Source organism: Cytobacillus oceanisediminis (assembly GCF_022811925.1).
GTDB classification, from domain to species: Bacteria; Bacillota; Bacilli; order Bacillales; family Cytobacillaceae; genus Cytobacillus; species Cytobacillus oceanisediminis_D.
Map to the genome: position 1 here is coordinate 2004198 of NZ_CP065511.1, position 18363 is coordinate 2022560.

At 42.4% G+C, this 18363-nt stretch carries 19 protein-coding genes; 18 read left to right on the forward strand and 1 reads right to left on the reverse strand.

Features of this window, described 5'->3' with window-relative positions; genetic code table 11:
* Nucleotides 1–77: 77 nt before the first annotated feature.
* From IRB79_RS10315 to spoVM, 16 genes are all read left to right on the forward strand, one after another.
* Entirely contained in the window at nt 78–950 is an 873-nt protein-coding gene (locus tag IRB79_RS10315; RefSeq protein WP_243508363.1) for a YicC/YloC family endoribonuclease, read from the forward strand.
* Nucleotides 951–1010: 60 nt separating this feature from the next.
* Nucleotides 1011–1274, forward strand: coding sequence for an extracellular matrix/biofilm regulator RemA (gene remA / locus IRB79_RS10320; RefSeq protein ID WP_009330821.1), 264 nt, complete (start codon nt 1011–1013; stop codon nt 1272–1274).
* A gap of 10 nt (nt 1275–1284) precedes the next feature.
* Nucleotides 1285–1899 carry a guanylate kinase gene (gene gmk, locus IRB79_RS10325; RefSeq protein WP_243508364.1) on the forward strand — a complete coding sequence of 205 codons (615 nt, stop codon included), beginning with the start codon at nt 1285–1287 and terminating at the stop codon, nt 1897–1899.
* Nucleotides 1900–1901: 2 nt separating this feature from the next.
* The gene (gene rpoZ, locus IRB79_RS10330) at nt 1902–2123 is read left to right on the forward strand and encodes a DNA-directed RNA polymerase subunit omega (protein WP_009330819.1); all 222 of its coding nucleotides are present in this window, start codon (nt 1902–1904) and stop codon (nt 2121–2123) included.
* Between the two features lie 197 nt (nt 2124–2320).
* Nucleotides 2321–3529 (forward strand): bifunctional phosphopantothenoylcysteine decarboxylase/phosphopantothenate--cysteine ligase CoaBC, encoded by a 1209-nt coding sequence (gene coaBC / locus IRB79_RS10335; protein WP_243508365.1) that lies wholly within the window; start codon nt 2321–2323, stop codon nt 3527–3529.
* Nucleotides 3526–5940, forward strand: a complete 2415-nt coding sequence (gene priA / locus IRB79_RS10340) for a primosomal protein N' (protein ID WP_243508366.1) — start codon at nt 3526–3528, stop codon at nt 5938–5940. Before coaBC ends, priA begins: the two co-directional genes overlap by 4 nt.
* A gap of 192 nt (nt 5941–6132) precedes the next feature.
* Entirely contained in the window at nt 6133–6618 is a 486-nt protein-coding gene (gene def / locus IRB79_RS10345; protein WP_243508367.1) for a peptide deformylase, read from the forward strand.
* Complete coding sequence (fmt, locus tag IRB79_RS10350; RefSeq protein ID WP_243508368.1) at nt 6615–7565, forward strand: methionyl-tRNA formyltransferase; 951 nt, start codon at nt 6615–6617, stop codon at nt 7563–7565. Before def ends, fmt begins: the two co-directional genes overlap by 4 nt.
* Nucleotides 7562–8917 (forward strand): 16S rRNA (cytosine(967)-C(5))-methyltransferase RsmB, encoded by a 1356-nt coding sequence (gene rsmB, locus IRB79_RS10355; RefSeq protein WP_243508369.1) that lies wholly within the window; start codon nt 7562–7564, stop codon nt 8915–8917. Before fmt ends, rsmB begins: the two co-directional genes overlap by 4 nt.
* On the forward strand, nt 8918–10003 hold the full coding sequence (gene rlmN / locus IRB79_RS10360; RefSeq protein WP_243508370.1) for a dual-specificity RNA methyltransferase RlmN: 1086 nt from the start codon (nt 8918–8920) through the stop codon (nt 10001–10003).
* 4 nt (nt 10004–10007) lie between these two features.
* A complete protein-coding gene (locus IRB79_RS10365) occupies nt 10008–10772 on the forward strand; it encodes a Stp1/IreP family PP2C-type Ser/Thr phosphatase (protein WP_243508371.1) in 765 nt (254 codons plus the stop codon).
* Nucleotides 10765–12750, forward strand: a complete 1986-nt coding sequence (pknB, locus tag IRB79_RS10370) for a Stk1 family PASTA domain-containing Ser/Thr kinase (protein ID WP_243509339.1) — start codon at nt 10765–10767, stop codon at nt 12748–12750. The genes IRB79_RS10365 and pknB overlap by 8 nt, the downstream gene beginning before the upstream one ends.
* Before the next feature lie 15 nt (nt 12751–12765).
* Entirely contained in the window at nt 12766–13647 is an 882-nt protein-coding gene (gene rsgA / locus IRB79_RS10375; RefSeq protein WP_243508372.1) for a ribosome small subunit-dependent GTPase A, read from the forward strand.
* Nucleotides 13648–13650: 3 nt separating this feature from the next.
* On the forward strand, nt 13651–14301 hold the full coding sequence (gene rpe, locus IRB79_RS10380) for a ribulose-phosphate 3-epimerase (protein WP_243508373.1): 651 nt from the start codon (nt 13651–13653) through the stop codon (nt 14299–14301).
* Between the two features lie 218 nt (nt 14302–14519).
* Nucleotides 14520–15167, forward strand: a complete 648-nt coding sequence (locus IRB79_RS10385; protein WP_243508374.1) for a thiamine diphosphokinase — start codon at nt 14520–14522, stop codon at nt 15165–15167.
* 177 nt (nt 15168–15344) lie between these two features.
* The gene (spoVM, locus tag IRB79_RS10390) at nt 15345–15425 is read left to right on the forward strand and encodes a stage V sporulation protein SpoVM (RefSeq protein ID WP_019381739.1); all 81 of its coding nucleotides are present in this window, start codon (nt 15345–15347) and stop codon (nt 15423–15425) included.
* 144 nt (nt 15426–15569) lie between these two features.
* On the opposite strand, the gene rpmB is transcribed toward spoVM, so the two are convergent.
* On the reverse strand, nt 15570–15758 hold the full coding sequence (gene rpmB, locus IRB79_RS10395) for a 50S ribosomal protein L28 (protein WP_019381740.1): 189 nt from the start codon (nt 15756–15758) through the stop codon (nt 15570–15572).
* Nucleotides 15759–16206: 448 nt separating this feature from the next.
* On the opposite strand from rpmB, the gene IRB79_RS10400 reads away from it, so the two are divergent.
* Entirely contained in the window at nt 16207–16569 is a 363-nt protein-coding gene (locus IRB79_RS10400) for an Asp23/Gls24 family envelope stress response protein (RefSeq protein ID WP_009330806.1), read from the forward strand.
* A gap of 16 nt (nt 16570–16585) precedes the next feature.
* A complete protein-coding gene (locus IRB79_RS10405; protein ID WP_243508375.1) occupies nt 16586–18262 on the forward strand; it encodes a DAK2 domain-containing protein in 1677 nt (558 codons plus the stop codon).
* The last annotated feature ends 101 nt before the right edge of the window (nt 18263–18363 follow it).

Consider the following 18363-nt stretch of genomic DNA (forward strand, 5'->3'; position numbering starts at 1 on the left):
CACAGGCATCTTGCCGCTAACTGAAAGTAATAGTGCTTTTTATAAGCTGTGCTTTTCCCCAAAAGGAAGTGTGAGAAATGGCAGTAAGCATGACTGGTTATGGCAGAAGCAAGAAAGATTCCGGGCAATGTTCCATTACGGTTGAAATAAAGACTGTAAACCATCGTTTTTCCGAGTTTCAGATCAGAATGCCCAGACAGCTGATGCATATAGAAGACAAGATAAAGAAAAAGCTTAACGGGCATATCAAAAGAGGCAGAATCGAGGTTTATATCACCATTGACGGCGATGGCCTGTCCAGCAGGAAAGTTAATGTTGACTGGGAACTATTGGATGAATATTATCAATACATAACTGCAATTCAAACAAAGTACCAAATTTCAACGGATCTATCCATCGGGAATGTCATACGCGAAGAATTGATTGGCATAGAAGAAAAGGAGTCCGGCAATGAGGAATTGAGCCAGCTGGTCCTTTCTGCTGCTGAAGAGGCATGCCTGCAGTTAACGGAGATGAGGAGGCATGAGGGGGATGAGCTGGAAAAAGATCTCCGAAGTCATCTTAGTCTTTTAAGCAACAGGGTCCTCAAGCTGAGAGAGTATGCCCCAAAGGTCGTGCAGCTTTACCGGGAGAGATTGGAAAAGCGTATGAAAGAATTTCTTGACGGCCAGCTGGATGAACCGAGAATTTTAACAGAGGTAGCGATGTTCGCTGATAAAGCGGATATTAGTGAAGAACTGACAAGACTTCAAAGTCATATTAGCCAATTTGAAAAGACACTTCAGCTTTCAGAACCGGCTGGAAGAAAACTTGACTTTATTCTGCAGGAAATGAACCGGGAGGCCAATACAATTGGCTCCAAGGCAAACAGTGCAGATATAGCTGCCGAAGTGGTTGAAATAAAGAGTTTATTGGAAAAAATGAAGGAACAAGTTCAAAATATTGAATAGCAGTTGTTTAGATTCCGGCTCTAGGGGTCAAAATAAATAACTGATGATTGGAGGACCCAAATGTCAATTAAACTGATCAATATCGGATTTGGCAATATTGTTTCTGCCAACCGAATAATATCAATAGTCAGTCCAGAATCTGCCCCGATTAAACGGATCATTCAGGACGCACGTGACCGGGGCTCTTTAATAGATGCTACTTATGGCAGGCGCACACGGGCTGTTATCGTTATGGACAGTGACCATGTCATTTTGTCTGCGGTCCAACCGGAAACTGTTGCGCACCGATTAAATGACCGTGATGAAATTGTTGAGGAAGGGTAGGATTTTATAAATGAAAGAAAAAGGGTTATTGATAGTTCTATCCGGACCCTCAGGTGTAGGAAAAGGAACAGTAAGAAAAGAGATATTTGCTCAGCCTGATACTGCATTTGAATACTCTATTTCTATGACAACGAGATCTCCGAGAGCGGGAGAAATCAATGGAGTTGATTATTTTTTCAAAACGCGTGAGGAGTTTGAAGAGCTGATCAGGCAGGATAAGCTGCTTGAATATGCAGAGTTTGTCGGGAACTACTACGGAACGCCAGTTGATTATGTAAGAGAAACACTGGACCGGGGCAAAGATGTTTTTCTTGAAATTGAAGTTCAGGGTGCACGCCAGGTACGCGAGAAATTCCCGGACGGCTTGTTCATCTTCCTGGTTCCCCCTAGTTTATCAGAGCTTAAGAACCGTATCGTCACCAGAGGGACAGAGACAGAAGATATAATTAACAATCGCATGAGTGCAGCGAAAGAAGAGATTGAAATGATGAACTTATATGATTATGTTGTAGAGAATGATCAAATCGATCTTGCCTGTGAAAGAATAAAATCCATTGTGGTAGCAGAACACTGCCGCAGGGAACGTGTAGAACCTAAATACAAAAAGATGCTGGAGGTAGAATAAATATGCTTTATCCTTCTATTGATTCACTAATGACAAAGATTGATTCTAAATATTCACTTGTTTCTGTTGCTGCCAAGCGTGCCCGCAAGCTTCAGCTCAATGCCAGACCGCAGCTTGAGAGCTATAAATCACATAAAAATGTGGGAAAAGCACTTGAGGAAATTCATGCAGACCAGCTTCATTACCGACTGGGCGAAAAGACGGCCAATGAATCATACGAGTAAAATCGCTGAATAACAACCTTTTAAAAGGTTGTTATTTTTGTTTGAGGTTTTATTAGATGAAAATTCACTGCTCTTCTTGCATAATAAAACTATCATGAAAGCTAATAGCCATTAATGGCCAGTGCTGCTTATAGAAATAATAGTCAGGCCGTTTTTCATAGAGAAGAATTATTTTTTGAGATTGGTGGGGTCATATAATGCTGACTGGAAAGAAAATATTATTATGTGTAACCGGTGGAATTGCTGTTTATAAAGCTGCAGCCTTAACGAGCAAGCTTACGCAGGCCGGAGCGCAGGTGAAAGTTATCCTAAGTGAATCGGCCGCTAAATTTGTTGCACCATTAACTTTTCAGGCGCTATCGAAACATGATGTTTACACCGACACTTTCGATGAAAAAGACTCGAAGGTTATTGCTCATATCGACCTGGCTGATTGGGCCGATTTGATTCTTGTTGCTCCGGCTACAGCAAATGTAATCGGAAAGCTGGCCAATGGAATTGCAGACAATATGATCACAACAACCCTTTTGGCGGCATCATCACCGATCTGGATTGCGCCTGCAATGAATGTACATATGTACAGCCATCCTGCTGTCCAGAAAAATATTGAAACCTTATATCGTTTTGGATGCAGATTCATAGAGCCTTCAGAAGGGTATCTTGCATGCGGCTATGTTGGAAAAGGCAGGCTGGAAGAACCAGAGAAAATTACAGAAACAATTGGAGAATTTTTTAAGCCTTCCAGGTTGGAGCTAACTGGCCGGAAAGTGGTCATAACTGCCGGCCCAACAAGGGAAAAAATTGATCCTGTCCGTTATATTACAAACCATTCTTCGGGTAAAATGGGCTATGCAATTGCGGAAGCAGCTGTATCTGCAGGAGCTGAAGTTGTATTGATATCCGGTCCGGTTACAATTAATGCTCCTGCTGGCTTAAAACTGATAAAGGTAGAATCTGCTGAGGAAATGTATCAAGCGGCAATAAGCGAATTTCATCGTGCGGATGTTGTCATTAAGACCGCTGCAGTCTCCGATTATCGTCCAAAGGTGACTTCTGAGCAAAAAATGAAAAAACAGCCTGGGGATGAAGTATTGGAGCTTGAAAGAACAAAAGATATATTATTCGAACTGGGACAAAAAAAGAAGAAGCAAATCCTTATAGGGTTTGCGGCTGAAACCGAACAGGTTGATGAGTATGCACAAGGCAAACTAAAGAGGAAAAATGCCGATCTGATCGTTGCCAATAATGTAACTTCTGAAGGCGCAGGCTTTGGAACAGACACTAATATTGTTACATTTTTTAAAAAAGATGGGTCTTCGGAAAAGCTTCCGCTTATGTCAAAAAAGGATGTTGCTGTAAAAATTCTTGAAGAAGCTGCGATTTTGCTAAAGGATGAGCATGAATGAATATTGCGAGTGTAATTGTCGATGTACCTGCCAAACAGACTGACCGGGCATTTGACTACAAAATACCCTCTCATCTGAAAGGTGTCATTCTCCCCGGCATGAGGGTTGTTGTTCCATTTGGACCAAGGAAGATCCAGGGGTTTGTAACAGCATTAAAAGCAGAGTCGGATTTTCAGCAGCTAAAATCCATTTCAGAGCCGATGGACTTAAATCCAGTCCTTAACCAAGAGCTTTTAACTCTTGGTGAATGGCTTACAGAAAAAACATTATGCTATAAAATCTCTGCCTTTCAGGCAATGCTGCCTGCAGCATTGAAGGCAAAATACGAAAAGAAGCTTGTAATGGCAAAAAATGCATATAGTAAAGTGCTTCCTGAAAAAGTATGTACTCTCTTCCAGAAAACTGAAGAAATTACATGGGATGATGCAGTTAAGAGCGGAGCTTTGTCGCTTCTTCAAAGGGAAGCATCCCAAGGAAATATCGAAATTATATACCAAGTAAAAGAACGAGTGAAAAAGAAAAAAATAAAGCAGGTATTCGCAGCGGCGGCCCCTAATAATCTTGCTGATTACCTTCAACAGCTTCCAGGCAACGCAACCAAACAGAAAGAAGTGATTGAGTATTTTCTTCATGAGGAGGGACCGGTCGATCAGAAAGAGTTATTTTCCTTGCTTGGAATAACCTCGTCCACCATAAAAGGGCTTATGCAAAAAGGGCTGCTTGGCCAGAGGGACGTGGAAATTTACCGAAACCCATTTGGAGACCGTGAATTCGAAAGAACTGAACCGCTCTCATTGACCGATGGACAGAGAAAGGCCATAATCCCCATCCTTAATTCTATTGAAGATAACAGGCATGAAACTTTTTTGCTTTATGGGGTAACAGGAAGCGGAAAAACTGAGGTGTATCTGCAATCCATTCAGCGAGTGCTTGAGGATGGCAAAGAAGCCATTGTCCTTGTTCCTGAGATTTCCTTAACTCCTCAGATGGTCAAACGCTTTAAGGGCAGGTTTGGCAATCAGGTTGCCGTAATGCACAGCGGCCTTTCAGCGGGAGAAAAGTATGATGAATGGAGAAAGATTCAGCGGAAGGAAGTCAAGGTTGTTGTTGGAGCGCGGTCGGCTATCTTTGCCCCTTTTGAAAACCTCGGAATCATTATCATTGATGAAGAGCACGAAACCAGCTATAAGCAGGAAGAAAACCCAAGATACCATGCAAGGGATGTCGCCATCGAAAGAGCGGGAAATCATAAATGTCCTGTGGTGCTTGGCAGTGCAACTCCCTCATTGGAATCTTTTGCACGAGCACACAAAGGAGTTTACCGTCTCCTCACTCTCGAAAATAGAATGAACAATCAGGCTCTCCCTTCCGTTGATATCATCGATATGCGGGAAGAGCTGCGTGAAGGAAACCGCTCGATGTTCTCAAGGAAGCTCCTCGAAAAAGTTAAAGACCGTCTCGGGAAAAAAGAGCAGATCGTATTATTTTTAAATAAAAGAGGGCATTCCTCATTTGTTATGTGCAGGGACTGCGGATATGTTATTAATTGTCCTCATTGTGATATATCTTTGACTTATCATCGGTATAACCAGCAGATGAAATGCCATTACTGCGGCTATGAGGCACCCGTTCCGAATGCATGCCCGGAATGTGAAAGTGAGCATATCCGTTATTTTGGAACCGGCACTCAGAAAGTGGAAGAGGAATTGGCAAAAATTCTACCGGAAGCGAAGGTAATCCGGATGGATGTCGACACAACCAGCAGGAAGGGAGCACATGAAAAGCTCCTTGATCAATTCCAGGAAGGGCATGCAGATATTCTTCTTGGGACTCAAATGATTGCTAAAGGCCTTGATTTCCCCAATATTACCTTAGTAGGCGTGCTCTCGGCAGACACGATGCTGCACCTGCCTGATTTCCGCTCTTCTGAAAAAACCTTTCAGCTTCTGACTCAGGTAAGCGGGCGTGCTGGGAGGCATGAATTGGAGGGGGAGGTAATTATTCAGACCTACACTCCTGAACATTATAGTATTGAGCTGGCGGGGGAGCAGGATTACGATAAATTTTATGAAAGAGAAATGATGGTCCGCAAAATTCATAGATATCCCCCTTTCTACTATATATCCCTTGTTACCGTCAGCCACGAGGAATTAATGAAGGCTGTTTCGGTAACTGAGAAGATCACGCAGTACATTCAGTCAAAATTATCTGCAGAGAGCATAGTCCTTGGTCCGGTTGCATCGCCGATACCGCGGATCAATAATAGATATCGGTATCAATGTCTGATAAAATACAAGCGGGAGCCGGAACTTGGCCAAGCGCTGAAGAAAATCCTGGATAATTATCAGCAGGATATTTCAACTGGGGGCCTATCCGTCTCCATTGACCTGAATCCATATATTTTAATGTAGTTTCTTAAAGCTGAATAAGATTAGTTTGTTTGAACTTTGAGAACTGTTGGCCCCGCAAGGAACGCTTCGACAGCTTCATATCGCACGACTAAAAGCGTCAGCTTTTTAGGAGGAGCGGCTCAAGAGCTTCCGCTTTTGTGGTTATGAATAAACCCAAATTGGTTGAAAATAGATAAAAATGGAGGAAATGTTTTGGCGGTAAAAAAAATTGTAACTTATCCGGCTGAGATTCTGGAGGCAGAATGCGAACCCGTTAAGGTGTTTGATAAGAAGCTGGGCAAATTGTTAAATGATATGTATGATACGATGATCGAATTCGATGGTGTCGGGCTTGCTGCTCCGCAAATCGGGATTAGCAGGCAAATTGCCATTGTTGATATAGATGATGATTTTGGAACAATTGAAATGATTAATCCGAAAATCCTTGAAACGAATGGGGAACAGACAGGCCCTGAAGGGTGCCTTAGCTTTCCTGGGTTATATGGTGAAGTAACAAGGCCTGAATATGTAAAAATCAAGGCGCAGGATCGCAAAGGGAAATATTTTACCTTCGAGGCTGAGGATTTCCTGGCAAGAGCGATCCTCCATGAAATTGATCATTTGCATGGGGTGCTATTTACTTCAAAAGTTACAAGATACTTGAACGAAGAAGAGTTGGAAGGATTGGAAGCTGAATGACAAAAATCGTATTTATGGGCACACCCGATTTCTCAGTGCCTGTACTGAAGCAAATAATAGAGGACGGATATGAAGTAATCGGAGTGGTTACTCAGCCTGACAGGCCTGTTGGAAGAAAAAAAGTCCTTACTCCTCCGCCTGTAAAAGTCGAAGCTGAAAAACAGGGCATTCCTGTGTATCAGCCCGAAAAAATCCGCCAGCCAGAAGAACTGGAGAAAGTTCTTGCTCTTAAGCCTGACCTGGTTGTCACGGCTGCGTTTGGTCAAATTTTGCCGAAGGAGCTTTTGGATGCACCCAAGTTCGGATGCATAAATGTACATGCATCATTGCTTCCTGAATTGCGCGGCGGTGCACCCATTCATTACTCCATTCTGCAGGGGAAAGAAAAAACAGGAATCACCATTATGTATATGGCAGAGAAGCTTGATGCCGGCGATATTTTAACACAAGTGGAAGTGCCGATTATGGAAAGAGATACAGTTGGCACTCTTCACGATAAACTTAGCGCTGCTGGGTCAAAGCTTCTATCTGAAACACTGCCAAAGCTCCTGAATGGTGAACTCACTCCCATCAGGCAAAATGATGAAGAAGCCACTTTTGCTTATAACATTAAAAGAGAACAGGAAAAAATCGACTGGGGCAAAACTGGAGAAGAAATCTATAACCACATTAGAGGGTTAAACCCATGGCCGGTTGCTTATACAACTTTTGACGGCAAAGTGATTAAAATCTGGAATTCGGAGAAGGTCAAATCTGCTGAAAGCAAAGAACCGGGAACAATTATCACGCTTGAGGAAGATGGAATCGTTGTGGCAGCAGGGAATGAGACAGCCATTAAAATTACTGAACTGCAGCCTTCCGGAAAGAAAAAGATGCCAGCAGAACAATTTTTAAGAGGCTCAGGGTCCCATCTAACTGCCGGCGGCCGTTTGGGAGACACCGAATGAAAAAGCTAAAAAAGAAAAATGTAAGAGAAACTGCACTGGAACTTCTTGAAGCCATTGAAAAAAATCAGTCCTACAGCAATCTTTTACTGAATAACGCCATAAAAAAGAACGAAATTGACCAGAAGGATATCGGGCTTCTTACTGAGCTGACTTATGGTACCCTTCAGCGCCGGATGACACTCGATTTTTACCTGCAGCCGTTTTTGGCAGGCAATAAAAAAATTGAAAGCTGGGTAAACCAGCTCTTAAGACTGACTCTGTATCAGATGGTTTTTCTTGATAAAATTCCCGACCGCGCAGCTATTTTCGAGGCAGTAGAAATAGCAAAACGATGGGGGCATAAAGGAATTTCCGGCATGGTCAACGGCGTGCTCAGGAACGTTCAAAGAAAGGGGCTTCCTGATCTTGAACAAATTGAAGACAGTGTTGAACGCCTTTCCATAGAGACCAGCCATCCCGCGTGGCTGATAAAAAGATGGACCGATCAGCTTGGGTTTGAAGAAACAAAGAAAATGTGTGAAATTAACTTGACTGCTCCACTTCAGACTGCAAGGGTAAATGAGGTAAAGGCTTCCAGGGAAGAATGCCTGTTACTTCTAAAGGAAGAAGGATTTGAAGTGGAACCAAGTCCGTTTATACCAATTGCCATTAAATGTTTAAGAGGCAACCTGGCCAATTCCCGTGTCTTCAAAGATGGCCTGATTACTATCCAGGACGAAAGCTCCATGCTTGCTGCTTATGCCCTTGGAGGAAATCCAAATGAAAAGATCCTGGATGCCTGCGCAGCTCCCGGAGGAAAAACCACTCATATAGCAGAAAAACTGCAAAATACAGGACAGGTCATTTCACTGGATCTTCACGAACATAAAGTAAAGCTGATTAATGATAATGCCGATAGACTGGGACTATCAAATATTAAGACAAATGCCCTTGACAGCAGAAAAGTCCAGGAGCATTATGAAAAAGAATCTTTTGACCGCATTTTAGTGGATGCCCCATGTTCAGGCCTTGGAGTTATGAGAAGAAAGCCGGATATGAAATACACAAAAAAAGAAGATGATTTATATCATCTCCATAAGATTCAAAGAAATCTTTTGGATGCCGTTTCACCTTTGCTGAAAAAAGGTGGTATTCTTGTTTATAGTACGTGTACAGTGGACAAGGAAGAAAATCAGCACGTTGTCCAGTCGTTTTTAAAGGATAATGCGGAATTTGAGGGAGATGTATCTGTTCGTGAGCGAATGCCTAACGCAATTGCTCCGTTTATAGAGGGTTTTGAACTGCAGATTTTACCGCAGGATATTGGTTCGGACGGGTTTTATATTGCCTGTCTGAGAAAGAAGGTGCAATAAATGGAACAAAAAGCAGCAGAGAAAATAACAGCAGCCGAACAAAAACCATCCATTTATACTTTACAGCTGCATGAGCTGAAAGATTGGCTTAAAGAAAATAATGAGAAAGCTTTCAGGGCTGAGCAAATTTTTGATTGGCTATACACAAAAAGAGTCACATCATTTGAAGATATGACGAACCTGTCAAAAGGGTTAAGAGATACGTTATCAGCAAATTTTTCGCTGACAACTCTTAAAACGATCATTCAGCAGGAGTCAGCTGATGGGACAATAAAATTTTTATTTGAACTTCATGATGGCTATTCGATTGAAACTGTACTGATGAGGCATGACTATGGTAATTCGGTATGTGTAACTACTCAGGTGGGCTGCCGAATCGGCTGTACATTCTGTGCTTCAACTTTAGGAGGATTAAAACGTAATCTTGAAGCAGGAGAAATCGTTGCTCAGGTCGTAAAAGTACAACAGGCACTGGATGAGACAGATGAACGGGTCAGCTCGGTTGTTATTATGGGGATCGGTGAGCCATTTGATAATTATGACAGTATGCTGTCATTCCTTAAAATTATCAACCATGATAAAGGGCTGAATATCGGTGCACGCCATATCACTGTTTCGACAAGCGGAATCATCCCAAAAATCTATAAATTTGCAGATGAAAATATGCAGATCAATTTCGCGATTTCATTACATGCTCCAAACACCGAAATCAGAAGCCGCCTGATGCCAATAAACAGAGCTTATAAGCTGCCGGACCTTATGGATTCAATCAGGTATTATATAAATAAGACAGGCAGACGGGTGAGTTTCGAATATGGCTTATTCGGAGGGGTCAATGACCAGGTGGAACATGCTGAAGAGCTGGCAAAGTTAATAAAAAATGTAAAGTGCCATGTTAACCTGATCCCAGTAAACTATGTGCCTGAACGAGATTATGTGAGGACACCCAAGGATCAAATTTTTGCTTTTGAAAAGGCACTGAAGAACCACGGCATTAATGTAACCATTCGCAGGGAGCACGGTCATGATATAGATGCAGCATGCGGACAACTTCGTGCAAAGGAGCGAAAAGAGGAGACGAGGTGACAGAATGAAAGCTGTTTTTATGACAGATCAAGGCAAAGTCAGGCAGCATAATGAAGATAATGGCGGCATCTATGTGAACAGCAAGGGGCAGCGCCTTGCCATCGTAGCAGATGGCATGGGCGGCCACCGTGCTGGCGATGTGGCAAGCGAAATGACGTTAACAAGTTTAAAAGGATTCTGGGACCAGACAGATGACTTTCAGACTGCCGGAGAGGCGGAAGGATGGCTGCGGAAGCACATTGCAGAGGTCAACACCATTCTTTATGAACATTCAAAAGAAAATGAACAATGTGAAGGCATGGGAACAACTGTTGTTGCTGCAATATGTACCGATCGTTTTGCCACAATTGCCAATATCGGCGACAGCAGATGTTATATCTTGAATGAATCGGGTTTTCAGCAGCTGACGGAAGACCATTCCCTGGTGAATGAACTTGTAAGGTCCGGCCAGATTACCAAGGAAGATGCTGAGCATCATCCAAGAAAAAATGTGCTCCTCCGGGCATTGGGAACTGAAGCAGCGGTTGAGATGGATATCAAAACCATTACGTTTGAAGAAGGCGATTTATTATTATTGTGCTCTGACGGTTTGTCCAACAAGGTAGCTGTGGCTGAAATGAGTGAAATCCTCAAAAGCGGACGAACACTGGAGGAAAAAGCCGCAGTGCTGATTGAACAGGCCAATAATAATGGCGGCGAAGACAATATAACGCTCGTGATTGCTGAGTATGATGAAAGCAATGAGAGCGGGATGATAAATGATGATTAAGGGAAGAAGATTAAGCGGCCGCTATAAGATTCTTGATATGATTGGCGGAGGCGGCATGGCAAATGTCTACCTGGCCCATGATATGATTCTAGATCGAGATGTAGCCGTGAAAGTGCTTCGGATGGACTTTGCCGAAGATGAAGAATTTATCCGCCGTTTTCATCGTGAAGCCCAGTCAGCTACCAGCTTAGCCCACCCGAACATCGTCAATATCTATGATGTTGGCGAAGAGGATTCAATTTATTATATTGTGATGGAATATGTAGATGGACAAACGTTAAAGCAATACATACAGCAAAATAGCCCAATTCGCATAGATGATGCGCTGGAAATAATGAAACAGCTGACCTCTGCCATATCTCATGCACATCAAAACCATATCATACACCGGGATATTAAACCGCATAATATTCTGATAGATAGGCATGGTAATGTTAAAATTACTGATTTCGGAATTGCCATGGCATTAAGCGCTACCAGTATAACACAGACCAATTCTGTTTTAGGTTCTGTTCATTATCTTTCTCCGGAACAGGCCAGGGGGGGGATGGCCAACAGAAAGTCTGATATCTATTCCCTTGGCATTGTTATGTTTGAGCTTTTGACAGGCAGGCTTCCTTTCTCAGGTGAATCCGCTGTATCAATAGCTCTCAAACATCTGCAGTCAGAGACACCTTCCCTTAAGAGATGGAATCCCTCCATACCGCAAAGTGTTGAAAATATCGTTTTGAAAGCGACAGCTAAAGATCCTTTTCACAGGTATGATTCCGTTGAAGAAGTGGAAGAGGATATCAGAACAGCTCTTGAGCCCGAAAGGCTTCATGAAGAAAAGTTTATGGTCCCAATTGACGATGATGCTACAAAGGCAATCCCTGTTATTACAGATGACCGCCCATATCAAAGCATGGACGAAACACTTGTACATGCAAAGGATCCAAAGGGAGACACGCAGCCTGTGGCAAAACCTCTCCCTGAAAAGAAGAAGAAGGAAAAAAAGAAGAAAAAGAAATGGCCAATTATTCTGGTGTCAGTCTTTTTGTTTATGGCTGTATTAGGCGTCCTGGCCATAACTGTGTTCCCCGATCTTATTGAGCCCAAGGATATCCAGGTACCTGATGTGTCAGGTAAAGAGGTGGAAGATGCAGTAGCAGAGCTTATTGCCGCAGGGTTTACGGTTAGGGATACAAAGCCGATAAGTGACCCTGATGTGGAAGAAGGTCTGGTAGTTAAAACAGATCCGAAAGCAGGCAGAAACGTAAAAGAAGGAACTTCCATTGATATCTATGAAAGTACTGGCAAGGAAAAATTTGAATTAGCCGATTACCAGGGCAGGCAATATGATGATGCAGTCCGCTTGCTTGAGAGCAAAAATTTTAAAAGCATTGAAAAAACAGAAGAAAATAATGAGAGTGAGCCAGCTGGGACAATCCTGGACCAAAACTTCTCAGAAGGCGATCTTGTCGTTCCTGAAGATACGGTATTGATTTTCACTGTCAGCAAAGGCCCGGCACCACTTGCCTTAAAAGATCTGCGCGGCTATAACGAAAAGGGGCTGGAGGAGTACGAAGAATCGTCCGGATTAAAAGTAGAATATGGTGAAGAAGAATTTCATGAGGAAGTCCCTGAAGGACTAGTCATCAAACAGGACCCGGCACCAGGCACAAACCTGACAAGGGGGCAGAAAGTGACGGTGGTTCTTTCAAAAGGGAAAAAAGAACTTCTTCCTAAAACAGAAAATATTGAGATCAGCGTTCCATATGAGCCTGCAGCCGAAGGTGAGCCAAATGAAGTTCAGATAATCATCAAGGATATGAATAATCCTGGTTCTGAACCAGTTCATACAGAGCTTATTTATGAAGATACTGTAATACCAATTGATATAACGATTGCTCCTGGACAGAATGCCACTTACAAGGTTCTGCGGGATGGCCAGGTTTTTGAAGAAAAGGAAATCCCTTATCCGGAAGAAGAATCATAAGTAAGGAGTGTTGCTATGCCTGAGGGCAAAATTATTAAAGCCTTAGCCGGGTTTTATTATGTTTTAAGCGGAGATGAAACCATTCAGTGCCGAGGCCGCGGAGTTTTCCGGAAAAATAAGGTTAACCCGCTAGTCGGTGATGAAGTTGTGTTTCAGGCAGAAAGTATTACAGAAGGATACATCTTAGAAGTAAAAGAACGGAAAAATGAGCTGATCCGTCCCCCAATTGCAAATGTTGATCAGGCCATTCTTGTGTTTTCAGCTGTTGAACCAGGCTTCAGCACCTCTCTATTAGATCGTTTCCTGGTGCTGGTTGAATTCAATCATATAAAGCCAATCATCTGCATTACTAAAATAGACCTGACAGACGAAGATGAGTATAAGGAAATTCAGCAATATGCATCAGATTACCGCAAAGCCGGCTATGATGTTTTGCTGACTTCCTCCGAAACAGAAGAAGGCGTTAAAGACTTAATGCCATATCTGGAAGGCGAGATATCCGTATTTGCAGGACAGTCAGGTGTGGGGAAATCTTCTTTATTAAATGTGTTAAGACCAGACTTAGAGCTGAAAACAAATGATATTTCTTCACATTTGGGCAGAGGAAAGCATACAACCAGGCATGTAGAGCTGATAGAGGTTGGAAAAGGGCTTGTTGCTGATACCCCGGGATTCAGCTCCCTTGAATTTACAGATATTGAATTGGAGGATCTCAATTATTGCTTTCCAGAAATTCAGGAGAAAAGCGACCTATGCAAATTTAGAGGCTGCCTGCACATGGCAGAACCGAAATGCGCTGTAAAGGCCGCCAGTGAAAACGGTGAAATTCCTTCCTACAGATATGAGCATTACAAAACCTTTCTGCAGGAAATAAAAGATAGAAAGCCGAGGTATTAATTCATGGTAAAAATCGCACCTTCTATTTTATCGGCAGACTTTTCTAAATTGGGAGAAGAGATTAAAGATGTAGAGCGCGGCGGCGCTGATTATATTCATGTCGATGTAATGGACGGCCATTTTGTACCGAATATTACAATTGGTCCATTAATTGTTGATGCAATCCGTCCTGTGACAAAACTGCCCCTGGATGTTCATTTGATGATAGAAGATCCGGATAACTACATTGAGGCATTTGCTAATGCGGGGGCAGATTATATCACTGTACATGCAGAAGCTTGCAAACACCTTCACAGAACAATTCATTTTATTAAATCTTTTGGCGTCAAGGCAGGAGTGGTTCTTAACCCGGCTACACCAGTTAATATGATAGAGCATGTTATTGATGATATTGATATGGTATTGCTTATGTCTGTTAATCCTGGTTTTGGAGGACAAGAATTCATCCATGGCGTTCTTCCTAAGATTGAGGCCGTTAAGAAAATGGCTGACGCAAAAGGTCTAAATATTGAAATTGAAGTGGACGGCGGAGTGAATGAAGAAACAGCACAATTGTGCATTGAAGCTGGAGCCAATGTGCTTGTTGCCGGGTCGGCAATTTATAATCAGAAAGACAGAGCCGGGGCGATTGCTGCTTTAAAAGGTTCGAAATAAAAAAGGGCCAGCTGGAATACAGCTGGCTTTTTGACAAAATAAGTTAATATAATATTTTGAAGGTCGATAACTGTCTAGCTCCACCGCCTACCCCCTCGAGGTCACAAGCCAATCCTCCCATAAAGGCAAAGAACGCCTTTCCGTGAGGCTCGTCTTGTGCTTGTCGGGGGTGAGCAAGGCGCTTCCGCTTTTCTATATCATGAATGGAGCAATGTGAAATGATTATAAATATTTTAGCTGGCGGCCCTGAGGATTTGCTGCCTGAACTGTCTTCGTTCAGTGTTGCTGCTGACATTTGGGTCGGGGTAGATAGAGGAGTGCTTACACTCATTCAAAATGGCATACAGCCGACAATGGCATTTGGCGATTTTGATTCTGTTTCAAATGAAGAACTATTAATCATTGAAGAAAAAGTAAAAGAGCTGAACAGGTTCAAGCCGGAGAAAGACGAAACCGACATGGAGCTTGCCCTGAATTGGGCACTGGGCCAAAATCCTGAAAAAATCCGATTGTTTGGCGCCACAGGCGGCCGGCTTGACCACTTATTTGCAAATATTCAGCTGTTAATAAAGCCTGTACTTGCAAAAAACCTTGTTTCTGTCGAAATTATTGACAAAAAGAATAAGATTTATATTAAAGGTCCAGGTGAATACATCATAAAGCAAAATCCAAAATTCAAATACATTTCTTTTGTCCCGATCACAATGGAAATTAAAGGCCTCACATTAAGAAATTTCAAGTATCCGCTCACGGATCGAACTGTCCCTGCCGGCTCTACTCTTTGTATCAGCAATGAACTTATTGATGATTGTGGTACTTTTTCTTTTACTGAAGGCATATTAATGGTTGTAAGAAGCAAGGATTAAGCGCCGGGCCTGTGCTGCCCTGCAAGGTGCTGGGGAGCAGGATATAAGTCTTAGCATGAATTGCTTTCTGATCATTTTTTGTATTCATGAGTACTCATCTTTCATTATTTGAATAAGATGGTAAAGACGATTTAAGGACAGAATGGATGCGTAAGATCGTGAGGAGGGACACGAGTAATGAGATTTTATACAATCAAACTTCCTAAATTTTTAGGGGGCATTGTGCGTGCCATGTTAGGGACCTTCAAAAAGGGGTAAACACCCATAAATGAAAAAGAAAATAGCATCAAAACTGGGCACCTCTCTGGGGTGCTTTTATTTTTTGACTGAATGGGGGAGAATGATAGTGGATTATAAAAAGGAAAATAAAAAGGACATCCTAAAAGGATGTCCCTGAGCAGATTAAACTCGCTCAACTTTACCTGATTTAAGTGCTCTTGCAGAAACCCAAACACGTTTAGGTTTACCGTCTACAAGAATACGTACCTTTTGAAGGTTAGCACCCCAAGTACGCTTGTTAGCGTTCATCGCGTGAGAACGTGCGTTACCTGAAGTTGTTTTTTTACCAGTTACAACACATTTGCGTGGCATGTATGTTTCCCTCCTTACTAAAAGCATAAGCTGAAACTATTTTTCAATGCTTTCATTTGCAATTGTCAGATTCATCCATCTGAATTAATGAGGAATTCCTTTTCGGATTTCGACATTAAAAGATACTTTAATAATTTATCATACAACCCTTCTGATTGCAATAGTTTGCTTTCAAGAAAATTTCCTTGACATAGGGGCATGGAACATGAGCTATAATAGAGATGGGGAAGTATGACTTTCAATATTACAGCCCATATAGTAAAATATCATAAGGTATGCATAAAGCTTTGGAGTTAGAAAAATCGCTGCCCTGCTGAAAAGGATGCATTCTCCTTTAACAGCAAGCTTGCCTCCATTTTAAAATTTAGGGGGAACGCCAGCGCTTTCGTAAATCGAGAACGCTTGAAGAAGCTTTTATTAAAAGCAATTTCCAAAGGGGGAACGAACCATGTCCATCGAATTAAAAACGAATTTCGGGCAAATTGATATCTCTAATGACGTAATTGCAACAATAGCAGGCGGAGCAGCAGTTGACTGCTACGGCATCGTAGGGATGGCCTCTAAAAATCAAATTAAAGATGGCCTTACAGATATACTTCGAAAAGAGAATTTTACCCGCGGTGTAATTGTCCGCCAGGAAGAAGATGAAGTACATATCGATATGTATATTATTGTAAGTTACGGAACGAAAATTTCCGAGGTTGCCCACAATGTGCAATCTAAAGTGAAATACACCCTTGATAAAACAGTTGGGCTTAGCACGGACTCGGTTAATATTTACGTTCAGGGAGTTCGTGTAACGAACCCGTAGTGAGGAGGAAAGACTTGTGTCAAAAAGAGATTTAGATGGGAAGCTTTTTGCCGAAATGGTCATACAAGGAGCGAACCATTTATCTGCTAATGCAAAATTAGTGGATGCGTTAAATGTTTTCCCTGTTCCTGATGGAGACACAGGAACGAACATGAATTTGTCAATGACTTCCGGTGCAAAGGAAGTAAAAGCTAATATTCAGGAACATATTGGGAAGGTGGGCTCTGCTCTTTCTAAAGGTTTGCTGATGGGGGCCCGCGGGAACTCTGGAGTAATTCTCTCCCAGCTGTTCCGAGGCTTCTCGAAATACATTGAACAGAAATCATCCATCAATGGTAAAGAGTTTGCTGATGCCTTGAATTCAGGTGTAGAGACTGCTTATAAAGCAGTGATGAAGCCAGTTGAAGGAACAATCTTAACCGTTGCTAAAGATTCCGCTAAAAAAGCGGTGCAGGCTGCAAAAAATGAAGATGATATCATAGTGATTATGGAGGAAGTTTTAAAAGAAGCAAGGGCTTCTTTAAACCGCACTCCGGATCTTCTTCCAGTCTTAAAAGAAGTTGGGGTTGTAGACAGCGGCGGCCAGGGTCTTGTTTTTGTATATGAAGGATTCCTTGCCGAGCTCAAGGGCGAAAAACTTCCTGATACACCAGCAGCCCTTCCCAAGATGGATGACCTGGTTAGCGCAGAACACCATAAAAATGTTCATAGTTTTATGAACACTGAAGATATTGAATTTGGTTATTGCACTGAGTTTATGGTCAAGTTCGAAACTGAAAAGCTATCTGCTAATCCTTTCTCAGAAGACAAGTTCCGCCAGGACTTAAGCAAATATGGCGACTCGCTTCTTGTGATTGCGGATGAACAGCTTGTAAAAGTACATATCCACTCTGAACAGCCGGGGGATTGCCTGACATACGGACAGCGCTACGGCAGCTTAATCAATATGAAGATTGAAAACATGCGCCAGCAGCACACCAATTTGATCGAAGACGTCCCTACTCCTTTGGCAGCTGAAGCTAAGCCAAAGGAAAAGCAGGAGTACGGAATCGTGACAGTATCAATGGGAAGCGGGATTGCAGGTCTTTTCCGAAGTATTGGGGCACACGCAGTCATTGAGGGCGGCCAGACGATGAATCCCAGTACGAAAGATATCGTAAAGGCCATCAAAGAAGTGAATGCCAAGAAAGTAATCATTTTGCCTAACAATAAAAATATCATCATGGCTGCACAGCAGGCTGCAGAAGTGACTGAAGAAGAAGCAGTGGTTGTTCCTTCCAAGACCGTTCCTCAGGGAATGGCAGCCCTGCTTGCTTTTAACCCAAGTGCCGGTCTTGCAGAAAATGAAGAAGGCATGACAGACGCCCTTCAGCATGTGAAGACAGGCCAAATTACATTTGCTGTCCGTGATACAAGCATCGATGGCCTTGAAATTGAAAAAGATGATTTCATGGGCATCGCAGATGGGAAAATTGTTGTCAAGAACAAGGATAGAGTTCAGGCTGCCAAAGATCTTCTCGATGGAATGATTGATGAAGACTCTGAGATCCTAACCGTATTAAAAGGTGAAGATGCGGCAGAAGAGGAAGTGGAGGCACTTATCAGCTATATTGAAGATAAGTATGAAGATGTTGAAGTCGAAGTCCATGATGGCAAACAGCCGCTGTACTCTTTTATTTTCTCAATTGAATAACCAATAAACAAAGCGAGGGCCCAGCCTTCGCTTTTGTCCATTTTAAACGTTTATATTTTAGTGAGCTTCGGAAATATTAATTTATTTGGTTAAAGATTACT

What these genes read in the sequence shown, in the direction of transcription:
- rpoZ (WP_009330819.1), top strand. Translation starts at nt 1,902, where the DNA reads ATGCTTTATCCTTCTATTGATTCACTAATGACAAAGATTGATTCTAAA.
- IRB79_RS10400 (WP_009330806.1), top strand. Translation starts at nt 16,207, where the DNA reads ATGTCCATCGAATTAAAAACGAATTTCGGGCAAATTGATATCTCTAAT.
- IRB79_RS10365 (WP_243508371.1), top strand. Translation starts at nt 10,008, where the DNA reads ATGAAAGCTGTTTTTATGACAGATCAAGGCAAAGTCAGGCAGCATAAT.
- IRB79_RS10315 (WP_243508363.1), top strand. Translation starts at nt 78, where the DNA reads ATGGCAGTAAGCATGACTGGTTATGGCAGAAGCAAGAAAGATTCCGGG.
- priA (WP_243508366.1), top strand. Translation starts at nt 3,526, where the DNA reads ATGAATATTGCGAGTGTAATTGTCGATGTACCTGCCAAACAGACTGAC.
- spoVM (WP_019381739.1), top strand. Translation starts at nt 15,345, where the DNA reads ATGAGATTTTATACAATCAAACTTCCTAAATTTTTAGGGGGCATTGTG.
- IRB79_RS10385 (WP_243508374.1), top strand. Translation starts at nt 14,520, where the DNA reads ATGATTATAAATATTTTAGCTGGCGGCCCTGAGGATTTGCTGCCTGAA.
- pknB (WP_243509339.1), top strand. Translation starts at nt 10,765, where the DNA reads ATGATTAAGGGAAGAAGATTAAGCGGCCGCTATAAGATTCTTGATATG.
- coaBC (WP_243508365.1), top strand. Translation starts at nt 2,321, where the DNA reads ATGCTGACTGGAAAGAAAATATTATTATGTGTAACCGGTGGAATTGCT.
- gmk (WP_243508364.1), top strand. Translation starts at nt 1,285, where the DNA reads ATGAAAGAAAAAGGGTTATTGATAGTTCTATCCGGACCCTCAGGTGTA.
- rpe (WP_243508373.1), top strand. Translation starts at nt 13,651, where the DNA reads ATGGTAAAAATCGCACCTTCTATTTTATCGGCAGACTTTTCTAAATTG.
- fmt (WP_243508368.1), top strand. Translation starts at nt 6,615, where the DNA reads ATGACAAAAATCGTATTTATGGGCACACCCGATTTCTCAGTGCCTGTA.
- rsmB (WP_243508369.1), top strand. Translation starts at nt 7,562, where the DNA reads ATGAAAAAGCTAAAAAAGAAAAATGTAAGAGAAACTGCACTGGAACTT.
- rsgA (WP_243508372.1), top strand. Translation starts at nt 12,766, where the DNA reads ATGCCTGAGGGCAAAATTATTAAAGCCTTAGCCGGGTTTTATTATGTT.
- rlmN (WP_243508370.1), top strand. Translation starts at nt 8,918, where the DNA reads ATGGAACAAAAAGCAGCAGAGAAAATAACAGCAGCCGAACAAAAACCA.
- rpmB (WP_019381740.1), bottom strand. Translation starts at nt 15,758, where the DNA reads ATGCCACGCAAATGTGTTGTAACTGGTAAAAAAACAACTTCAGGTAAC.
- remA (WP_009330821.1), top strand. Translation starts at nt 1,011, where the DNA reads ATGTCAATTAAACTGATCAATATCGGATTTGGCAATATTGTTTCTGCC.